Source organism: Microbacterium sp. GbtcB4 (genome assembly GCF_019091465.1).
Taxonomy (GTDB): domain Bacteria; phylum Actinomycetota; class Actinomycetes; order Actinomycetales; family Microbacteriaceae; genus Microbacterium; species Microbacterium paraoxydans.
The window spans coordinates 180,810-199,176 of record NZ_JAGXJJ010000002.1 but is presented as its reverse complement, the minus strand read 5'-3'; the positions used below and the strand labels follow the sequence as shown (position 1 = coordinate 199,176).

The 18,367-nt window shown below is 71.2% G+C and carries 19 protein-coding genes; 10 read left to right on the top strand and 9 right to left on the bottom strand.

Translation table 11 applies throughout. The features are described 5' to 3' along the window. Complete coding sequence (locus tag KVS71_RS04815) at positions 1 to 1,029, top strand: DUF917 family protein (RefSeq protein ID WP_217584049.1); 1,029 nt, start codon at positions 1 to 3, stop codon at positions 1,027 to 1,029. After that, positions 1,026 to 2,540, top strand: coding sequence for a helix-turn-helix domain-containing protein (locus KVS71_RS04810; RefSeq protein ID WP_144880649.1), 1,515 nt, complete (start codon positions 1,026 to 1,028; stop codon positions 2,538 to 2,540). The genes KVS71_RS04815 and KVS71_RS04810 overlap by 4 nt, the downstream gene beginning before the upstream one ends. Positions 2,541 to 2,563: 23 nt before the next feature. Here KVS71_RS04810 and KVS71_RS04805 read toward each other — a convergent pair whose 3' ends face one another. The 6 genes from KVS71_RS04805 to KVS71_RS04780 all read right to left on the bottom strand — a co-directional run bounded on the left by KVS71_RS04805 (position 2,564) and on the right by KVS71_RS04780 (position 6,886). After that, the gene (locus KVS71_RS04805; protein ID WP_105949277.1) at positions 2,564 to 2,974 is read right to left on the bottom strand and encodes a VOC family protein; all 411 of its coding nucleotides are present in this window, start codon (positions 2,972 to 2,974) and stop codon (positions 2,564 to 2,566) included. A gap of 44 nt (positions 2,975 to 3,018) precedes the next feature. Further along, entirely contained in the window at positions 3,019 to 3,777 is a 759-nt protein-coding gene (locus KVS71_RS04800; RefSeq protein WP_217584047.1) for an SDR family oxidoreductase, read from the bottom strand. A 10-nt stretch (positions 3,778 to 3,787) separates the two neighbouring features. Next, the gene (locus KVS71_RS04795) at positions 3,788 to 4,096 is read right to left on the bottom strand and encodes a hypothetical protein (protein ID WP_187663289.1); all 309 of its coding nucleotides are present in this window, start codon (positions 4,094 to 4,096) and stop codon (positions 3,788 to 3,790) included. 145 nt (positions 4,097 to 4,241) lie between these two features. Beyond that, positions 4,242 to 5,411 (bottom strand): RtcB family protein, encoded by a 1,170-nt coding sequence (locus tag KVS71_RS04790; protein WP_217584045.1) that lies wholly within the window; start codon positions 5,409 to 5,411, stop codon positions 4,242 to 4,244. 274 nt (positions 5,412 to 5,685) lie between these two features. After that, positions 5,686 to 6,087 carry a VOC family protein gene (locus KVS71_RS04785; protein WP_025104493.1) on the bottom strand — a complete coding sequence of 134 codons (402 nt, stop codon included), beginning with the start codon at positions 6,085 to 6,087 and terminating at the stop codon, positions 5,686 to 5,688. A gap of 31 nt (positions 6,088 to 6,118) precedes the next feature. Continuing rightward, the gene (locus tag KVS71_RS04780; RefSeq protein ID WP_105949281.1) at positions 6,119 to 6,886 is read right to left on the bottom strand and encodes a siderophore-interacting protein; all 768 of its coding nucleotides are present in this window, start codon (positions 6,884 to 6,886) and stop codon (positions 6,119 to 6,121) included. A 100-nt stretch (positions 6,887 to 6,986) separates the two neighbouring features. On the opposite strand from KVS71_RS04780, the gene KVS71_RS04775 reads away from it, so the two are divergent. Genes KVS71_RS04775 through KVS71_RS04760 form a run of 4 tightly spaced genes read left to right on the top strand, consistent with a single transcriptional unit; the run spans position 6,987 to position 10,805 of the window. Beyond that, positions 6,987 to 7,982 carry a siderophore ABC transporter substrate-binding protein gene (locus tag KVS71_RS04775; RefSeq protein WP_105949282.1) on the top strand — a complete coding sequence of 332 codons (996 nt, stop codon included), beginning with the start codon at positions 6,987 to 6,989 and terminating at the stop codon, positions 7,980 to 7,982. A gap of 48 nt (positions 7,983 to 8,030) precedes the next feature. Beyond that, entirely contained in the window at positions 8,031 to 9,017 is a 987-nt protein-coding gene (locus KVS71_RS04770; protein ID WP_060921397.1) for an ABC transporter permease, read from the top strand. 7 nt (positions 9,018 to 9,024) lie between these two features. Beyond that, a complete protein-coding gene (locus KVS71_RS04765; RefSeq protein ID WP_217584107.1) occupies positions 9,025 to 10,053 on the top strand; it encodes an iron chelate uptake ABC transporter family permease subunit in 1,029 nt (342 codons plus the stop codon). After that, positions 10,050 to 10,805 (top strand): ATP-binding cassette domain-containing protein, encoded by a 756-nt coding sequence (locus KVS71_RS04760; protein ID WP_217584043.1) that lies wholly within the window; start codon positions 10,050 to 10,052, stop codon positions 10,803 to 10,805. Before KVS71_RS04765 ends, KVS71_RS04760 begins: the two co-directional genes overlap by 4 nt. Before the next feature lie 6 nt (positions 10,806 to 10,811). Here the strand turns inward: KVS71_RS04760 and KVS71_RS04755 are convergent, their stop codons facing one another. From KVS71_RS04755 to KVS71_RS04745, 3 genes are read right to left on the bottom strand one after another with little or no spacing between them, the layout of a single operon-like run. Then, entirely contained in the window at positions 10,812 to 11,009 is a 198-nt protein-coding gene (locus tag KVS71_RS04755; protein WP_025104487.1) for a hypothetical protein, read from the bottom strand. Between the two features lie 38 nt (positions 11,010 to 11,047). Then, positions 11,048 to 12,007, bottom strand: a complete 960-nt coding sequence (locus KVS71_RS04750) for a DNA-3-methyladenine glycosylase 2 family protein (RefSeq protein ID WP_217584041.1) — start codon at positions 12,005 to 12,007, stop codon at positions 11,048 to 11,050. Between the two features lie 55 nt (positions 12,008 to 12,062). Beyond that, a complete protein-coding gene (locus KVS71_RS04745) occupies positions 12,063 to 12,776 on the bottom strand; it encodes a winged helix-turn-helix domain-containing protein (protein ID WP_060921402.1) in 714 nt (237 codons plus the stop codon). 330 nt (positions 12,777 to 13,106) lie between these two features. Here KVS71_RS04745 and KVS71_RS04740 point away from each other — a divergent pair, with 330 nt between their 5' ends. The 4 genes from KVS71_RS04740 (at position 13,107) to KVS71_RS04725 (ending at position 18,367) form a co-directional block, all read left to right on the top strand. Continuing rightward, entirely contained in the window at positions 13,107 to 13,415 is a 309-nt protein-coding gene (locus KVS71_RS04740) for a GNAT family N-acetyltransferase (protein WP_025104484.1), read from the top strand. Between the two features lie 52 nt (positions 13,416 to 13,467). Next, positions 13,468 to 13,950: a DIP1984 family protein gene (locus tag KVS71_RS04735; protein WP_217584039.1), complete on the top strand. Its 483-nt coding sequence runs from the start codon at positions 13,468 to 13,470 to the stop codon at positions 13,948 to 13,950. 254 nt (positions 13,951 to 14,204) lie between these two features. Further along, positions 14,205 to 15,374, top strand: a complete 1,170-nt coding sequence (locus tag KVS71_RS04730; protein ID WP_217584037.1) for an exonuclease SbcCD subunit D — start codon at positions 14,205 to 14,207, stop codon at positions 15,372 to 15,374. Continuing rightward, on the top strand, positions 15,374 to 18,367 hold the full coding sequence (locus KVS71_RS04725; RefSeq protein WP_217584035.1) for an AAA family ATPase: 2,994 nt from the start codon (positions 15,374 to 15,376) through the stop codon (positions 18,365 to 18,367). Before KVS71_RS04730 ends, KVS71_RS04725 begins: the two co-directional genes overlap by 1 nt.

Genomic DNA, 18,367 nt, shown 5'->3' with positions numbered 1-18,367 from the left:
ATGAGGCTGGAGCGGGACGACCTGGAGGCGCTCGCCCGCGGGTACGCCCTGCTCGGCTCCGGCGGCGGCGGGTCCACGACGATGCTCGAACTCATCCTCGGCACCACCGCGCCCTGGCCCCTCGACATCGCGCCGGTGGACGCGCTGGACCCCGCCACGCCCTGTCTCGGCGTGGCCTTCGTCGGGTCGACGATGCTGCTCGGCGAGCGGATGCCCGGTGCCGCGCCCTTCGCCCCGCTGCTGCGGGCGGTGGAGAGATGGCTCGGGCATCCCGTCCCGGCGGTGTGCTCGCTCGAGGGCGGAGGGATGAACGGCCTCGCGCCGCTCACCCTGGCCGGATCGCACACCGTGGTGGACGCCGACTGCACGGGGCGTGCGGTGCCGGGACTCGATCAGATGTCGCTGTTCGTCGACCGTGTCCCGGGACTGGTCTTCGCGTGCGAGACCGGGGCTGACGGGGTGGCGCTCGTGGAGGCGACGAGGGCGATCGATGCCGAGCGCGTGGTGCGTTCGGCCATCATCCAGGCCGGAGGCGTCGGCTGCGCCGTTCTCGCCGGCTTCACGGTCGGCGACCTGCGCGAGCACGCCATCGCCGACCACCTCGCCCGCGCGCTCGCGCTCGGCCGCAGCTTCCTGGCGCACCGGGCGGCATCGCTGCCGGTCCTCGCCGACGTGCTCGGCGGGACGCTGCTCGCCGAGGGTCGCATCGTGGCCGGTGCGTCCTCCGGCACCGATCCGCACGTGAACGCGGTCGAGATCGCCGGACTCGGCGGAGCGGTGCACCGGATCGTCACCCGTTCCGAGACGTTGGCGGTGCTCACCGACGGCCTGCTGGTGGCCGCGGCGCCCGAGATCATCGTCCTCCTGGACGCCGTGTCGCGCGAGATCCTCGAGGTCACCGAACTCGCACCGGGGCGCACCGTGGCGGCCCTGGTCCTTCCCGCCCCCGAGTGGTGGAACGCCCGCCCCGAGCGTCGGGCGCGGGTGGTGCCTTCCGCCTACGGCCTCGTCGATCTGGACGCGGCGTGAGCGGGGCGCTGGCGCTGCCGGCACTGCTGGCCCAGGAGGAGAACGGTGCTCTCCGCCACGTCGCAGGCCCTCGGGATGTGGCGTGGGATGCGGTGGTGGTGGAAGCCGGCGAGTCCGACCTGCCCGACGAGGGCACCGGCCGGCTCGCGATCCTCACCGCCGGGGCGCCGATCGCCACCTGGCAGCAGGACGCGATGCTGCGCCGGGTCCGCGACCGCGGGTTCACCGGACTCGCGCTCCCCGGCGCCGCCGGCGTCGACCCCGGGGCGCTCCGCCTCGCGGACCGGATCGGTCTCGCTCTCCTCGACGTCGAGAGGCCGGTCCAGCTCGCCCGCGCCTGCTGGATGCTCATCGAGGCCAGGGACGCCCTCACGCTCACGCGGGTGCGCAAGGTCGCGCAGTCGTTCGAGTACGCCGCCGACGACCTCGGCGACCTGCTCGGACACCTCGCGGCGAACCTCGGTCTCGGCGTCGCCCTCGTCGACGCCGCGGGAGTGCTCCGTGAGGCCGGCGGACACCTGGATGCCGCGCTGCATGCGGCGATCCGCTTCGATGCGTGGAGCGACAGTGCCAGGGCGGGGGAGGGCGCGGCCGCCTCGGTGCGGGTGGACAGCCCCGGCCGGTCCGGTCTGCGTCTGGTCCTGTTCGGCCACGGCTTCGGAGAGGCGCAGCTGCGGTCGCTCCTGGTCGCCGCGGAGGTCGCCATGCCCGCGGTGGCCGCCCGCATCCTCATCGACGAGATCGCGGCCGTCAACGACGTCGCCGCGTCGTCGGGGCTGCTGCGGGACTTCGTCGAGCTCCGTGGAGCCGCCGACGCCGACGTGGAACGGCGCATGGCGGAGCGGGGGTGGCGCACCGGCGGGCATCACCTCGGCTTCCGCATGGTGGCGCGCAGCCGGGTGGAGCCGCTCGCACTCCTCCGTGCGATCAGGCCCGGGCTCAGCGCGATCGACGCTGAGGCGCACGCGACGACGGCGGGTCGGGGCCTCAGCGGCTGGCTCTCGTTCGCCGAGGCCCCGGGGCCCGACCGCATCGAGCGGGCCGTGACGGCACTGCGCGACCTTCACCTCGCGGCACTGCGCGACTTCGCGGTGGCGACCGGGGTGGGCTCGGCGCAGACCGGGCCGGAAGGACTGGCGGCGACGCTGGACGAAGCAGGCGACGCCGCACGGATCGCTGCGGCCCGGTCGGCGACCGGATGGTTCGTCCGCGTCGACAGCCTCGGGCTCGAGCAACTCCTGCTCGCCTGGACCGGCAACGACACCTTCGTCCCGGCCGCGCAGTCGCTGCTCGCCCCTCTGGCCGAGGGGAGCGGCGAGCTGCTCAGGACTCTGTCGGCGTACCTCGACCACGAGTCCGGCATCGCGGCCACCGCGGCCGCACTCGGGCTGCACCGCAACACGGTCGCCGTGCGGATCCGACGGGTCCAGGAGCTCCTCGGGATCGACATGAGCGACCCCGAGGCGCGGCTGGCACTGCATCTCGCGTGCCGCGCGGTGCTGCCGCGCTGAGTCCGGCGCTCACGGCCCGGTGATCACTCCGGGTCGCCGTGCAGCATCCAGGCGATCCCGAAGCGGTCGACGAGCATGCCGAACGTCCCGCCCCACGGCGGCACATCGAGCGGCATCGTGATCGTGGCGCCCTCGGAGAGCCGGTCCCACACCTGTCGGGTGGCCTCCTCGGTGTTGCCGCTCAGCGACACGGAGACGCCCTGCGGCTTCTCGTAGGTCATGCCCGCCGGGGTGTCGGAGGCCATGAGCACCAGTCCGTCGGGGGTCGTGAGCTGCGCATGCATCACGAGGTCCTTCTGGCTCGGATCCTGCACCATGTCGGGGAAGTCGCCGAAGACCGTGATGTCGAGGTCTCCGCCGAGGACTCCCCGGTAGAACTCCATGGCCTCGCGGGCCTCGGTGCGGAAGGACAGGTACGGATTGAGGTTCGCCATGCGTGCTCCTGGTCGCTCGACTGCTGGAAGACCCCCGCCCCTCCTCAGTCTGCGCGCGCCGGCACCGCCTCGGCAAGCCATTCTGCGAACGTCTGCGTCCCGCGTACCGCGTCTGGTCCCGGCAGCGCCTTCCCCGCGCGCATCCCCGCCATCTGCGGACCGGGCACGTTCAGCGCCGGGATCCACCCGCGGTACCCGATGCGTCGCGCGTACGCCCGCACCATGTCGGCGAGCTGCTCTTCGCGCGGGCCGGCGAGATCAGGCACGCGACCCCGCGCGTCCCCGGTCGCGAGCGTGACGAGCTGTTCCGCGACCTCGCGGGCCGCCACCGGCTGCGTGCGCGCACGCGGGGCGAGATGCAGCGGCCCCGCCTTCGCGCGCGCGAACATCTGCGCGGCGAACTCGTGGAACTGGGTGGCGCGGAGGATCGTCGAGGGGACGGCGGACGCGGAGACCAGCTTCTCCTGGGCCACTTTGCCCGCGTAGTAGTCGTAGGGGATCCGGTCGATGCCGACGATGGAGAGCAGGACGATGTGTCCCACCCCGGCGTCCGCGGCGGCGGTGAGGAGGTTCCCGGTGGCGGCCGTGAAGAACTCGATCGCCGTGCTCGCCTTCAGGGTCTCGACGCTCACGACATCGATCACGGTATCGGCTCCGGTCAGCGCCGCCTCCAGCCCGCGCCCGCTGACCAGGTCGACGCCGTGCGAACGACTGAGCACGACGGCCTCATGACCGGCGCTCCGGACGGCCTCCACGGTGGGCGTGCCGACGACGCCGGTCCCTCCTGCGACGACGATCCTCATGCGTCGATCCTCACTCCCGATCCAGCCCGAACGTACGCTTCACGAGCGCCTGGACATCACGGTCGAGCCCGTCGATGCGGGCGTTGACGCCGTCGATGCGCGTGCCGACCGCGTCGAACCGGGTGTTGACCGCGTCGAAGCGCGCGGTCATCTCGTTGCGCAGGCCGCCGAGCTGACCGTTCATCTCGTTGCGCAGGCCGCCGATCTCGCTGCGCAGGACGCGGATGAACAGCGTCGAGACGACCGTCAGCATGCCCATCATCAGCGCCGTGAACGCGCCGATCATGGTCCAGACCTGTGCACCGTCCATGGTTTCCATCCCCTCATCGTGGCACCGGATCCTTCAGCCTGCCAGCATCCTGGCGGACGCCACGCCCGGCGACTCGCGCTCTGTGGAGACACCGGGAATCGCGGGGATCGGGGAGGAAGGGCCGGGAGAGGATCCCTCCTCACCCGGCCCTCGGTCAGTCGCCCTTCACGTTGACGAGCTGTCGCAGCGTGTGCCGGATCCGCACCAGGCTCGACGCATCCTCCATCACACGATCGATGGGCTTGTAGGCCTGGGGGATCTCATCGATGAAGGCGTCGGTGTCCCGGAACTCGATGCCGGCCATCGCCTCCCGCAGCTGCGCGTGCGTGAACGTCTTCCGCGCCGCGGACCGCGAGTACTCCCGCCCGGCTCCGTGCGGCGAGGAGTTCAGCGACAGGGGATCGCCGAGTCCCTCCACCACGTACGATGCCGTGCCCATCGACCCGGGGATGAGTCCGGGCCGACCCGCGTCCGCCTGGATCGCGCCCTTGCGAGACACCCAGACGCGCTTTCCGAAGTGCATCTCCGACTCCGTGAAGTTGTGATGGCAGTTGATCCGCTCCTCCTCCTCGACCGGGGCGCCGAGGAACTCGGAGAGCTGCCGGATGACGCGGTCCATCATCTCCTCGCGGTTCAGCAGTGCGAAGTGCTGTGCCCACCGGAGCTCGCGGATGTAGCGCGTGAACTCCGGCGTACCCTCGACGAGGTAGGCCAGATCGGGGTCGGGCAGGTCGATCCACCATCGCTTCGCCAGCCGCTGCGCGACCGCGATGTGGTGCCCGGCGATCCTGTTGCCCACGCCTCGGGACCCGGAATGCAGGAACAGCCAGACCCGGTCGAGCTCGTCCACCGACACCTCGATGAAATGGTTCCCCGAGCCGAGCGTGCCGAGCTGGAGCCGCCAGTTCTTCGCGTAGCCCTCGGGGTCGAACTCGGCCGCACGTGCTCGCTCCTCCAGCTCGGCGATGCGCGGTGCGGCCGTCGCCACGACCTTGTTGTTGTAGCGCCCGGCGGACAGCGGGATCGCGCGCTCGATCTGCTCCCGGAGCCCGACGAGGTCGCGCCCGTCGAGGTCGTCCTTCGTGAACGGCGTGCGGACGGCGATCATGCCGCAGCCGATGTCGACGCCGACGGCCGCGGGGATGATCGCGCCGAGCGTCGGGATGACAGACCCGACGGTCGCGCCCTTGCCGAGGTGCGCATCCGGCATCAGCGCCAGGTGCGGGTGGATGAACGGCATGCGTGAGGTGGTGCGGGCCTGATCGAGGGTCTTCTCATCGATCAGGGACGCCCACGACAGCAGCCGCGCGGAGAGCCTCTCCATGATTCCTTTCCTTGTGGTGGTGTCCGGCCACAGGTCAGGGAGTCTTCCGACGGAAAACGCCCCGGACCTGACGGTGCGGGGCGTTGCGAGAGCGGATGCTGTCACACGGCGCGCGCCGGAGGGTACGACTCGTCGCGGTCATTGCACTTCGGCTGAAGCGGCAATGCCACGTTCTGGGGAAGATTCCGCGGGGCGGTCATCCGTCGTCTCCTCGGCTGGTGTGCGGCGCCGGTCGGCACAGCCTTGCCACCCTAGGCGGCGACACGCCCGGGCGTCAAGCGTCCTTCGGCGGGTTGTACATGAACTCGAGCCGGATGCCGTCGGCATCCTCGACGAAGGAGGCGTAGTACCGCTCGCTGTACCGCGGATACTCCTTCGGCTCGCGCACCGCGGTCCAGCCGGCGTCGAGAGCGAGGTCGTGGAGTCGGTCGACCTCGGCGCGCGACGGCACCGCGAAGGCCATGTGCTGCCAGCCGACGCGGCCGTGGCGGTGAGGGGTGGAGTCGTCGTCCCACGTGTAGAGGATGATCTCGGTCTCGTCGCCGGTGTGCCAGGAGATCGAGTGATCGTCCTCCCCACCGAGCTCGTAGCCGAGCGCGGTGAGCACGGGATGGAACTGCGCGCGTCCGCGCTCGAGGTCGGCGACGGTGATGCCCAGGTGATCGAGGAGAGCCATGCGCCCAGTCTGTCAGCGCAGCGGTCGCCTGTCAGTGCGGAGCGTGGTATTCGGCTTCGCCGCGCTTCCAGTAGCCCTTCACGACGGCGTTCGCGCTGTCCACGCCCCAGCGTGCGAGCAGGGCACGGCCGGGCTTCACGATGGACTGCTCGGCGGCGATGAAGACGAACGGGTCGTCTCCCACGACATCTTCCGCGGTCAGCGCGTCGAGGAAGGCGATCAGCGCGGAGCCGGCCGGCGCCTCGCCGCGGTGCAGCCACTCGACCGGCACCGGAGCGTCGATCTCGACCTCGCGACCTGCCGACACCGTCTCGATGACGATGCGTGCGGGGGCGCCCTCGGGGATGAGGGCGGCGAAGCGGCGGATCGCGGGGATGGCGGTCTCGTCGCCGACGAGGAGCCAGGATCCCGGCTCGCCGGTGAGGACGGCGGCGCCGCGTGGCCCGCCGACGCCGATGGTCGACCCGAGCGGGGCGTTCGCGGCCCACGGGGCGGCCACGCCCTGATCGCCGTGCACGGCGAACTCCACGTCGAGCCAGTCGTCACCCCAGGCGAGGGGCGTGTACTCGCGGCTCGGGGAGGCCCGCAGCTCCTCCACCGAGTCCACCGGGCCGCTCGGGAAGAAGAGCCGCATGTGGTCGTCGGAGCCAGGGGAGTCGAAGCCGACGAGGTCGGGCCCGGACAGGCGGACGCGCACGAAATCCGGAGCGAGCCATTCGCGGGCGCTCAGCGTGACGTTGCGGAAGCGCAGCTCGAGGCCGCGACGCTCGATCGAGAAACCGGATTTCGTATCGCTCATAAAGTAAGGCTAACCTAAAAACCGACGTGGTCGGCTCGCCCGCCCGTCGGACCGGCGCCCCACGAGGGCGCGCACATCCCCGCAGAACAGGAGTCTCTCCATGTCCGTGCCCAGAACCCTCACCGCCACGAGCGTCGCTCTCGTCGGCCTGCTCGCCCTCTCCGGCTGCGCGTCCGGCGGCGAAGCCGAACCCGAAGAGACGACGGCGGGATCGGGGACCGTGACCATCGAGGACAACACCGGCACGCACGAGATCACCACGCCGCCGGCCTCGGTCGTCGCTCTGGACAACCGGACCTTCCAGACCCTCTCCGACTGGGGCATCGAGCTCTCCGCCGGTGCGGTCTCGCTCATGCCGGAGACCGTCTCCTACGTGAAGGACGAGGACGTCGTCGACATCGGCCTGCACACGGAACCCGATCTCGAGGCCATCGTGGCGGCCGACCCCGACCTCATCATCAGCGGGCAGCGGTTCACGCAGCACAACGAGGCCATCGCGGAGCTCGTCCCTGACGCCACGATCATCGACCTGGAGCCGCGGGACGGCGAGCCGTTCGACGAGGAGCTCAAGCGGCAGACCACCGCCCTGGGCGAGATCTTCGGCAAGCAGGACGAGGCCCAGAAGCTCGTCGAGGAGTTCGACGCTGCTGTGGACCGCGCGAAGGCGGCCTACGACGACGCCGACACCGTCATGGCGGTGAACACCTCGGGCGGACAGATCGGCTACCTCGCTCCGACCGTCGGACGCTCGCTGGGACCGATCTACGACATGCTCGGCCTCACGCCGGCACTGCAGGTCGACGACGCGACCGACGACCACCAGGGCGACGAGATCTCGGTCGAGGCGATCGCCGCCTCGAACCCCGACTGGATCCTCGTGCTCGACCGCGATGCCGTGTTCGCCGCGGAGACGCCGGACTACGTGCAGGCAGCGGAGATCATCGAGAGCTCCGAGGCGCTCGCCGGCGTGACCGCCGTGAAGGACGACCAGATCGTCTACATGCCCACGGACACCTACCTCAACGAGAGCATCCAGACGTACACGACGTTCCTCAACGACCTCGCCGACGCGCTCGAGAAGAGCGCCGACAAGTAAGGGCTGTGCGGCGGCGTCCCGGCCGGGGCGCCGCCGCCGGCATCCCCCATGACCTCTCCTCTCCTCACATCGACACCGCGATCGTCCGCACGGCTGTTCGATCCGAAGCTGCTCGTCGGCATCCTCGTCGTGGCGGTGCTTCTGGCGATCTCGCTCTTCACGGGTGTGTACGACATCGCCGGCGCGGACGACGGCGCGCAGATGTTCCAGATCACCCGCGTCCCCCGGACCATCGCGCTCGTGCTCGCCGGCGCGGCCATGGCGATGGCCGGCCTCGTGATGCAGCTCCTCACGCAGAACCGCTTCGTCGAGCCGACCACCACCGGGACGACGGAATGGGCAGGGCTCGGGCTCCTCATCGTGATGGTGCTCGTACCGCAGCCCTCCCTTCCGCTGCGCATGGCCGGGGCCGTGCTCGCCGCGTTCGTCGGCACGATGGTGTTCTTCGCGTTCCTCCGCCGGGTCGCGTTGAAGTCGTCGCTGATCGTGCCCATCGTTGGCATCATGCTGGGTGCGGTGGTCGGCGCGATCACGACCTACTTCGCCCTCGTCACGAACTCGCTGCAGATCATCGGCGTCTGGTTCGCGGGCAGTTTCACGTCGGTCATGCGCGGCCAGTATGAGATGCTGTGGATCGTCGCGATCATCGGCGTCATCGTCTTCCTCGTGGCCGACCGGCTGACCATCGCCGGGCTGGGGGAGGAGATCGCCACCAACGTCGGGGTGAACTACAACCGGATGATCCTGCTCGGCACCGCGCTGATCGCGGTGACGACCGGCGTGGTGACCGTCGTCGTCGGCAACCTCCCCTTCCTGGGGCTCATCGTCCCCAATATCGTCTCGATGGTCCGCGGTGACGACCTGCGCAGCAACCTGCCGTGGGTGTGCCTGCTCGGCATCGCCATCGTCACGGTCTGCGACATCATCGGGAGGACGATCATCATGCCGTTCGAGGTGCCGGTGTCGCTGATCCTCGGTGTCGTCGGAGCGGTCGTGTTCGTGCTCCTCCTCCTTCGGCAGCGTCGTCGTGGCTGAAGCGACGATGACGGCGACCGAGGCCCCCCGGACGACGCGGTCGGCCGGGGCGTTCACGACCCCACGGGCGCGCCGCCGCTACATCGTCGTGCTGGTGGTGCTCGGCGTGATCGCCCTCGGTTCCGCCTTCGGTCTCCTCGCCTGGGACAACCCGCTCCCCGTCGGCACCCCCGGCTTCTGGCGCATCGCGCAGCACCGCGCGACCGCCGTGGTCGTGATGGCGCTCGTCGCCGTCGCCCAGGCCGTCGCCACGGTCAGCTTCCAGACGGTCACGAACAACCGGATCATCACTCCCTCGATCATGGGCTTCGAGTCGTTGTACCGCGTCGTCCAGACCACGACCGTGTACCTCTTCGGGGTCGCGGGGCTGGTGGCGATCCAGGGCGTCGGCCAGTTCGCCCTCCAGGTGCTCATCATGGTCGGGCTCGCCGTCGTCCTCTACGGGTGGCTGCTCTCGGGCCGGTACGGCAACCTCCAGATCATGCTGCTCGTGGGCATCGTGATCGGGGGAGGCCTCGGGGCGATCGCCACCTTCATGCAGCGGCTGCTCACCCCCAGCGAGTTCGATGTGCTCGCCGCCCGGCTGTTTGGCAACGTCTCCAACGCCGATCCCTCGTACCTCCCGCTCGCGGTCCCGCTCGTGATCGCGGCGTCCGCCCTGCTGTGGCTGCGGTCCCGGCGGCTGAACGTGCTCGCGCTCGGTCCCGATGCCGCGCGATCGCTGGGGCTCGACCACCGCAGGGAGCAGTTCCTCGTCCTGACGCTCGTCGCCGTGCTGATGGCCACCTCCACCGCCCTGGTCGGACCGATGACCTTCCTGGGCTTCCTCGTGGCGACGCTCGCCTACCAGTTCGCCGACACGCACGACCATCGGCTGATCTTCCCGGTCGCCGTCCTCACCGCGTTCTCGATCCTGGCGGGGGCGTACTTCGTCATGAAGAACGTCTTCTACGCGCAGGGCATGGTGTCGATCCTCATCGAGATCGTGGGCGGCACCGTGTTCCTCATCGTCATCCTCCGAAAGGGCAGACTGTGATCGCACTCGACGGCGTCCGCCGTGACTACAGCAGCGAGGTGGCGATCGGCCCCGTCGACCTCCGTATCCCCACCGGCGGGATCACCGCGCTCATCGGGCCGAACGGTGCGGGCAAGTCGACGCTCCTGACCATGATCGGCCGGCTGAACGGGATGGACGCCGGAGCCATCGAGATCGCCGGGCTCGACGTCGCCTCGACGAAGTCCAAGGATCTGGCCAAGGTGGTCTCGATCCTCCGCCAGGAGAACCACTTCGTGACCAGGCTCACCGTGCGGCAGTTCGTGGGCTTCGGCCGGTTCCCGCACTCCCAGGGCCGGTTGACGAGGGCCGACGAGGAGGTCATCAGCCAGGCGATCGACTTCCTCGATCTGGGGGCGCTCGAGGGGCGCTACCTCGACGAGCTCTCGGGCGGGCAGCGGCAGCGGGCCTATGTGGCCATGGTGCTCGCGCAGGACACGGAGTTCGTGCTGCTGGACGAGCCCCTCAACAACCTCGACATGCGGCACGCCGTGCAGATGATGAAGCACCTGCGGCGCGCGGCCGAGGAGCTCGGGCGCACGATCGTCATCGTGCTGCACGACATCAACTTCGCCGGGCACTACGCCGACCACATCTGCGCCATGAAGGACGGTCGGGTGGTGGAGTTCGGCCCGCCGGCGGAGATCATGACGGACGACGTGCTGAGCCGCGTGTTCGACACCCCGGTACAGGTCGTGGACGGGCCCTCGGGCCCCCTCGCCGTCTACTACTGACGGACGTCAGAGCTCGACGCCGTGGTCCTCGTCGTTCACGCCCGCGTTGTGACCGCGGCGGGACTCGTAGCCGAGGAACCAGCCGAACCACACGATCGCGGCGAGCAGAACGCCCAGCCAGACGTTCTGGAAGATGAGGCCGAGGACGACACCGGCGATCAGCAGGCCGACCGTGACGAAGATGCGCAGGGCGGTACGGGACATGCGCTCAGCATACGTCGGTCGCTGCGATCACAGGCCGATCAGCGTCGGCGGTGGTCCTCCGGGGCGAGCCGGGGCCCGCGCCGCGCCTCGGCGATGCCGCTCGCGAAGATGAGCCGGATGACGCGCTGCCGGTGGCCGGCCCAGGGAGCGAGCAGTTCGACCATGCCGGCATCGTCCGTGCGGTGCCCGGTCAGGGCATGCCCGACCTCGTGCGCCAGGTGGTAATCGCCCACGCTGACGGCATCGGGGTCGCCCAGCGCGCGGATCCGGGTCTCCGCGGCGGTCCAGACCCCGACTCCGGGCAGGCTCGTGAGCACGCGGTCACGATCAGCGCCGGTCGTGGCCGCTCGGACGGCAGCGGCGATGCGGTCGCCGCGCTCCGCCGCCCGCACGATGGCCTTCGACTGCGGCGGCTCCACTCCGGCGCGGTGCCACGCCCACGAGGGGATGCGTCGCCACTGCGCCGCCGTGGGGGCGACGGCCATCGGTCGCGGCGTCGGCCCCGGTGCCGGGTCGCCGTAACGCGACACGAGGTACCTCCACGCGCCGAAGGCCTGCATGGAGGTGACCTTCTGCTCGAGGATGCCGCAGGCGAGGGCATCGAAGACCTCGTCCGTCCGTGCGAGCCGGATGCCGGGGTGTCGCCGGGCCGCCTCGGCGATGAGGGGGTGCAGGGAGGGATCGAAGCCGGTCGGGTCGTCGCCGGCACCGCACAACGCCGGCACGAGGGCGAGGGCGTGCTCCGCGCCCGGACCCCAGGCGGTCGCCTTGACCTCGTTCCCCGACATCCGCAGGGCCAACGTCGACGGACCCTGCGGCGTGCGGACCGCGCGCCAGATGACGGGGCCGTCGAAGACCGTCGTCGGATCGGTGCCGCCGCGGCGCAGCATACCGACGGTGCGCCGGAGATCGAGCGGGTGCGGTGGGCGGTACGTCGTCTCCCGCGGGGCATCCGCGTGGACGGCGCCCGCCGTCGCGGGAGCGGCGGCGAGGGTCATGCGCCCACCCTACGCGCGGCTCCTGACACCGGCCTCCGGGCTGAGCAGGGGCGGGTCAGAAGCGGTCCGGCGACGGGGTTCCGTGGCCGTAGCGGATGACGACGTCGGCGTGACGGTCGAAGCGGTAGCCGATGCCGCGCACGGTACGGACGATGTCCTCGTAGCGGCCGAGCTTCGCCCGCAGCCGGCGCACGTGCACGTCGATCGTGCGCTCGCCCGGGGTCTCGTCGTCCTGGGCCTGCCAGAGGGCGGCGACGAGCTCGCTGCGCTCGATCGTGCGGCCCTCGCGGAGGACGAGGTACTGCAGCAGCTCGAACTCCTTGTAGGTGAAGGCGGCGGACTCGCCGTCGATGAGCACGCGCTTGCGGGAGATGTCGACGGTGACGCCGGACTCCTCGGGCGTGGTCTCCTCCTCGGCGGCGGCCTTGGTGCGGGCGATCGCGCCGGGCTCCTGCAGGGCGAGACGCACGACGTCGAGGTCTCGGCCGCCGGAGCCGTGCGGTGCGAGGGCGACGGTGGCGTGGGTCTCGGCGCCGGGCGCGAGCTCGGCCAGCGTGCGGCGGAGCGCGTCGACGAGCAGCGGAAGGCTCACACCGGCTTCGGCGGCCTTGATCTCGTCCAGGCCGACGTAGAGGGCGAAGCCGCGGGGCGAGCGGACGGCGGGGAGGTCGGCGCCGGCCGGGGCCAGGGGAGCCGACGACTCGGCGGGTCGGACGGTGCGGTTCGGGGCGGTGACGGCGGGACGCTCGAGAAGGGCGGAGTTCGACATGATGATGGGTCCTCAGGACGTGAGCCCGACGGGAGAGGGCTCGGATGCGTTGCACGAATGACCGGCGGAGCCGGGGAAGAGAGCACGGGTGTGTGCTCGGGACACTGCTCTCGCAGATGGCGAGGAGTCAGGTCAGGCGGGGTGGCTGTTCGTTCAGCGACACATTCGGCAACACATGTCAACGCGACCGGGCATCATCATCCCGGCAGTCCCGTTCGCCTCCTGGGCGGACAAAGGGCGTGCGTTGATGGTCATGGGGGGATTATGTCCGATCGTGACGGGACATGTCAAAACGCCCGGGCGCGTCGCAAGAGGCGTAACGTGACACGGATGACGATCTCGCACACCGTCGGCGGCTTCATCCTGACCGACGAGAAGGACGCATCGCGGTACACCCTCACGCGCGACGGGAAGCTCGTCAGCGTGCTCGACTACCGGGACGACGGCCACACGGTCGCCCTCACCCGGGCCTACACGGTCCCGGCATTCCGCGGGAACGGGTACGCCGGGAAGGTGGTCGAGGGGGCCGTGGCCGACATCGCGGAGCGCGGCGACCGCAAGGTGGACGCCGTCTGCTGGTACGTGGCGGAGTGGTTCGCCGCGCACCCCGAGCAGTCGGGTCTTCTCCGCACGCGCTGACCTTGCGCCTGTATGACGAACTGTTACGGCCGCCGCCTGCGAGGATGAGGGCATGAGACTCGCCGAAGCCCTCGCCGCCCGCGCCGACCTGCAGCGCCGCATCGAGCAGCTGCGGGCGCGCATCGTCGCGAACGCCCGGTACCAGGAGGGCGAGGAGCCCGCCGAGGACGCGACGGCGTTGATCGAGGAGGCGGAGGTCGCTTTGACCCGGCTGCAGAGCCTCATCCGCCGCATCAACGCGACGAACGCCCGGCTCGACCTCGGCCCGGACGGGACGATGACCGATGCGCTGGCCGCGCGGGACGTGCTGCGCCTGCGCCACGCCGTGCTCACGGACGCGGCGGCCGCGGCTTCGGGCGCGAACGAGCAGTACCTGCGCCAGATGCGCTCCGAGCTGCGGCAGGTGTCGGCGCTGCCCGTCGCCGCGCTGCGTGCGCGGGCGGATGCGGTCGCCCAGGAGCTCCGCGAGCTCGACAACCGGATCCAGCAGGCGAACTGGTCGCACGACCTCGAGGAGGAGAGCGGAAGTCGGTAGTCGCGACGGAGCGGGCACAACCCTCAGCCGGCGGGGCAAGCCGGCCCCTGTGGGCGGAGGGCAGCCCTGATCTCGCATCGCGCAGCCCCGCACGCCGCACAGGTGAAGGTGCACAGCGCATCTCGCATCACCGCGTGCCGGTCGCCGCGACGAGGGTGGGTCAGGGGACCTTCCGCTTCCTCCTCGTGCCTCGGGAGACGGCGCTCCCGGCACGCCTCGGAGGGAATGTCCGAGGGTCTTCGTACCGTGGGGGTATGCGGATCCTGCACACCTCGGACTGGCACATCGGCCGGACGTTCCATGGCAACTCCACCATGGATGCGCTCGCCGAGGTGCTCGCCGCCCTGACCACGCAGGTCAGGGAGCACGAGGTCGACGTCGTGATCGTCGCGGGCGACGTGTTCGACTCCGCCACGCCCTCGGCCGCTGCCTACACGTTGCTGGGCGATGCCCTCGTCGCTCTGCACGAGACGGGCGCACGCGTGGTCGTCACCAGCGGGAATCACGATTCCGCCGCCCGCCTGGGATTCCAGGCTCGGCTCCTGCGCGACGGCATCCACGTGCTCACCGATCCCCTCGCGGTCGGCACCCCCGTCACGATCGACGACGCCCACGGTCCCGTGCACTTCTTCGGGATCCCGTATCTGGAGCCTGCGATCGTCCGCCAGCACTGGCCGGAGGGCGACGCCGAGGGACGGCAGCTGCGCACGCAGGCGCAGACCATGACGCACGCGATGACCCTCGTCCGCGCGGGCATGCAGAAGCACGCGGGTCGTTCGGTCGCGATCGCCCACTGCTTCGCCGCGGGCGTGGAGCCGACGGAGGGCCTGGAGCGCGAGGTGCGACAGGGCGGCCTCGACGTCGTCCCCCTCCGTGCTTTCGACGGACCCGACTACGTCGCACTGGGTCATATCCACGGTCGTCAGCAGGTCAGCGAGCGGGTGCGATACGCCGGCGCTCCGTTGCACTACAGCTTCGGCGAACAGCACAAGCCGCGCGGCTCCTGGCTCGTCGACCTGGATGCCGACGGCCTTGCGGGCGTCGAGTGGCTGGCGCTGCCGGTTCCGCGGCGACTGGTCACGCTGACCGGCACCTTCGAGGAGATCCTCTCCGCAGAGAGCGTGGCCGCGCACGCCGACGCCTGGGTGTGCGCCGTCTACACCGACGCCGTGCCGCAGACCGAGCCCATGCGACGGCTCCGCGAGGCGTACCCGCACTGTGCCATGGTGCTCCATCAGCCCGCGGTGGTCACGGGCGTGCAGGAGCGCTCGTATGGTGAGCGGCTGCGCTCAGCGGTGACCGATGCCGACCGGATCGAGGCGTTCCTCGAGCATGTCCGGGCCGGCCACGGAGCCACCGAGGTCGAACGCGAGCTGATCCGTGAGGTGCTCGACGACCGGGTCCGCGCGGAAGCCCTCGTCTAGTGCGGCTGCATCGACTGGAGGTCGAGGGGTTCGGGCCCTTCCGGGCGCGGCAGACCGTCGATTTCGACGCCTTCGCTGACGACGGGATCTTCCTCATCGCCGGCCGTACCGGAGCGGGGAAGTCGAGCATCCTCGATGCGGTCTGCTTCGGGCTGTACGGCGGGGTGCCGCGGTACGACGGCGGGGAGAAGAGGCTTCGCAGCGACCACAGTGAACCGGACGACCTCTCCGAGGTGGTCGTCGAGTTCAGCACGCCGTCTGGCCGCTACCGGGTCACGCGTTCGCCGGAGTACCTCCGGCCGGCCCGGCGGGGAGGCGGCCTGACGAAGCAGGCGGCGGCGGTCTCCCTGGAGGAGCTCACGGACGACGGCTGGGTCGGTCGCGCGGCGCGGGCCGTCGACGTGGCGCACGAGCTCGACGACATCCTTCAGCTCAGCCGCGAGCAGTTCCTGCAGGTGATCCTGCTGGCCCAGAACCGGTTCTCGGAGTTCCTGCTCGCGGGCAGCAGGGACCGGCAGGCGCTGCTGCGCCGGCTCTTCGGCACTGAGCGTTTCGAAGACGTGCAGGCGCGGTTCGACGAGCGGCGGCGCCACGCCGAGCAGCGCCTCGGGGCGCGTCTCGCCACGGTGTCCGCCCGGCTGGACGAGGCCGAGCGCCTCGTGGCGGATGCCGACCTCGGGCGCGACGCCGGCGACGCCGACGGCGAGGTCGGACCGGAGGTGCAGGGGGAGGCCGTCACGACGGCCGATCGCCTGGCGGAGCTGGAACGGGCGCAGGCTCGCGCCGCGTACCGGGCCGAACGGCGCGCTGCCGAGCGTCAGGAGGCGGAGAAGCGGTTCGAGGCCGCCGATGCTGTTCTGGCCGCCGCGCGGGAGGATCAGCGTGCCCAGAGCGAGCGCGACCGTGCCCGTGCGGCGATGGCGCGTCTGGACGCCGAGGAGGGAGCCATCGCCGAGGCGAAGGCGGAACTCGCCAGGGCGCGGGCGGCCGAGGTGCTGCGGTCCTTGATCACCGCGGCGGACCGTGCCGTGACGGCGGCTGATGACGCGGTGGCTGCGGAGAAGCGCGCACGCGCGGACTGGGATCAGCTCGGTGTGGAGACCGACGACCTCGATGCGTGGATCGCCGACCGGACACGGGCGTCCGGGGTCTGGGAGCGCGCCGTCGCGCTGGAGGCCGAGGCACCGCGCCGCGCCGCCGAGCGCGTCACCGCAGCGGAGTCCGTCGCCACCGCCGAGCGCCGGTGCGCCGACGGCGAGGCGGAGCGCGGGGCGCTGCCCGGGAGGATCGCCGCCGTCACCGCCGAGCGGGACGACGCCCGTCGGCTCGGCGACCGGCTCCCCGCCATGGAGAGCGCGCGCGTCGCGGCCGAGCTCCGCCGGGAGGCGGCGGAAGAGGCGGCACGTCTGCAGCAGGAGTGCGCCGCGGCCGACCGGGTCCTCGCCGAGGCGACGTCCGCGCAGGCCGCCGCGCAGTCGGCTCTGGCCGATCTGCGCCAGCGCCGGATCGACGGCATGGCCGGGGAGCTGGCGTCCGCTCTCATCGAGGATCAGCCTTGCCCGGTGTGCGGGGCGCGGGAGCATCCGGCGCCGGCAGACCACAGCGCCGCGGTCTCCGTGGAGGACATCGCGGCTGCGGAGACTCGGAGGGACGAGGCGGCGAGCCGCGAGCAGCAGGCGGCGGCGACCTGCACGTCGCTGCAAGTCGAGCTCGCTGCGGCTCTGGCGCGTGCGGACGGACGAGACGTCGAGACGGCGAAGGCCGAGCTCGATGCCGCCGTGGCTGCCGAGAAGGAGGCCCGCGCCGCGGCCGACACCGCGCGGCTGCGCGACGGCGAGCTCGTCGAGCTCGGTGCCCAGCAGAGCGCGCTCGAGGAGCGGCGCGTCCAGGACGAGGCGGCCCTCGCCGAAGCCCGCGAGCAGCTCGCCCTGGTCGTCCAGCGCGACGAGGACGCCCGTACCGCGATCGACGAGGCGCGAGGGAGCTACGCGTCGGTGGCTGAGCGCATGACGGAGGCCACCGCCCACCTCGCCGTCGCACGCCGCCTCCTCGACGCCGAAGCCGAACGGACGCGGAGGCAGCAGGCGGCGACGGAGGCGGCTGCCGAGAGGGATGCCGCCCTCGACGCCTCCGAATTCTCCGACGTCGAGGCCGCCACCGCGGCGCTGCGTCCGCCGGCGGTGCAGATGGAGCTGGACGAGCGGGTGAGGATGCACGCGGTGCAGCGGGAGAAGGAGCGCGCCCTCCTGTTCGACCTCGAGCTGCGGACGCTGCCCGAGGAGCCCATCGACCTCGCACCGGTCGAGCAGGTTGCACGCGAGGCCAGGGCGGCATGGTCCGCCGCCGTCGACGGAGCCACCAGGGCGGCGGGCGACGCGGTGCGGCTGGCCGGCCTCATCGACGCCGCGAAGGACGAGTACGCCCGCACGGCGGAGGATGCAGCGGCGTTCGAGGTGCTCCAGGCCCTCGCCGACACGATCGCCGGACGAGGGGCGAACACCCGCAAGATGACGTTGGAGACCTTCGTGCTGGCGGCGGAGCTCGAGGAGATCGTCGACGCCGCGAACCGCCGGCTCCACGACATGTCGGAAGGACGCTACCGGCTGCAGCACTCCGATGCGCTGGCTGCGCGCGGTGCGGCGTCCGGGCTGGGCATCGTGGTCGCCGACGCCTTCACCGGGCAGACCCGTCCGCCACAGTCGCTCTCGGGCGGCGAGACCTTCCTCACCTCCCTCGCGCTCGCCCTCGGGCTGGCCGAGGTCGTGACGGCTCGCGCCGGAGGCATCCGCCTGGACACGCTCTTCATCGACGAGGGGTTCGGTTCCCTCGACGGCGACACGCTCGACGTCGCGATGCGCACGCTCGACGAGCTGCGGCAGGGTGGGCGCACGGTCGGTGTCATCAGCCACGTCGAGGCCATGCAGGAGCAGATCCCCGCGCAGCTCACGGTCCGTGCGCTGCCGAACGGACCAAGCGTCATCGAGACGCGCTGA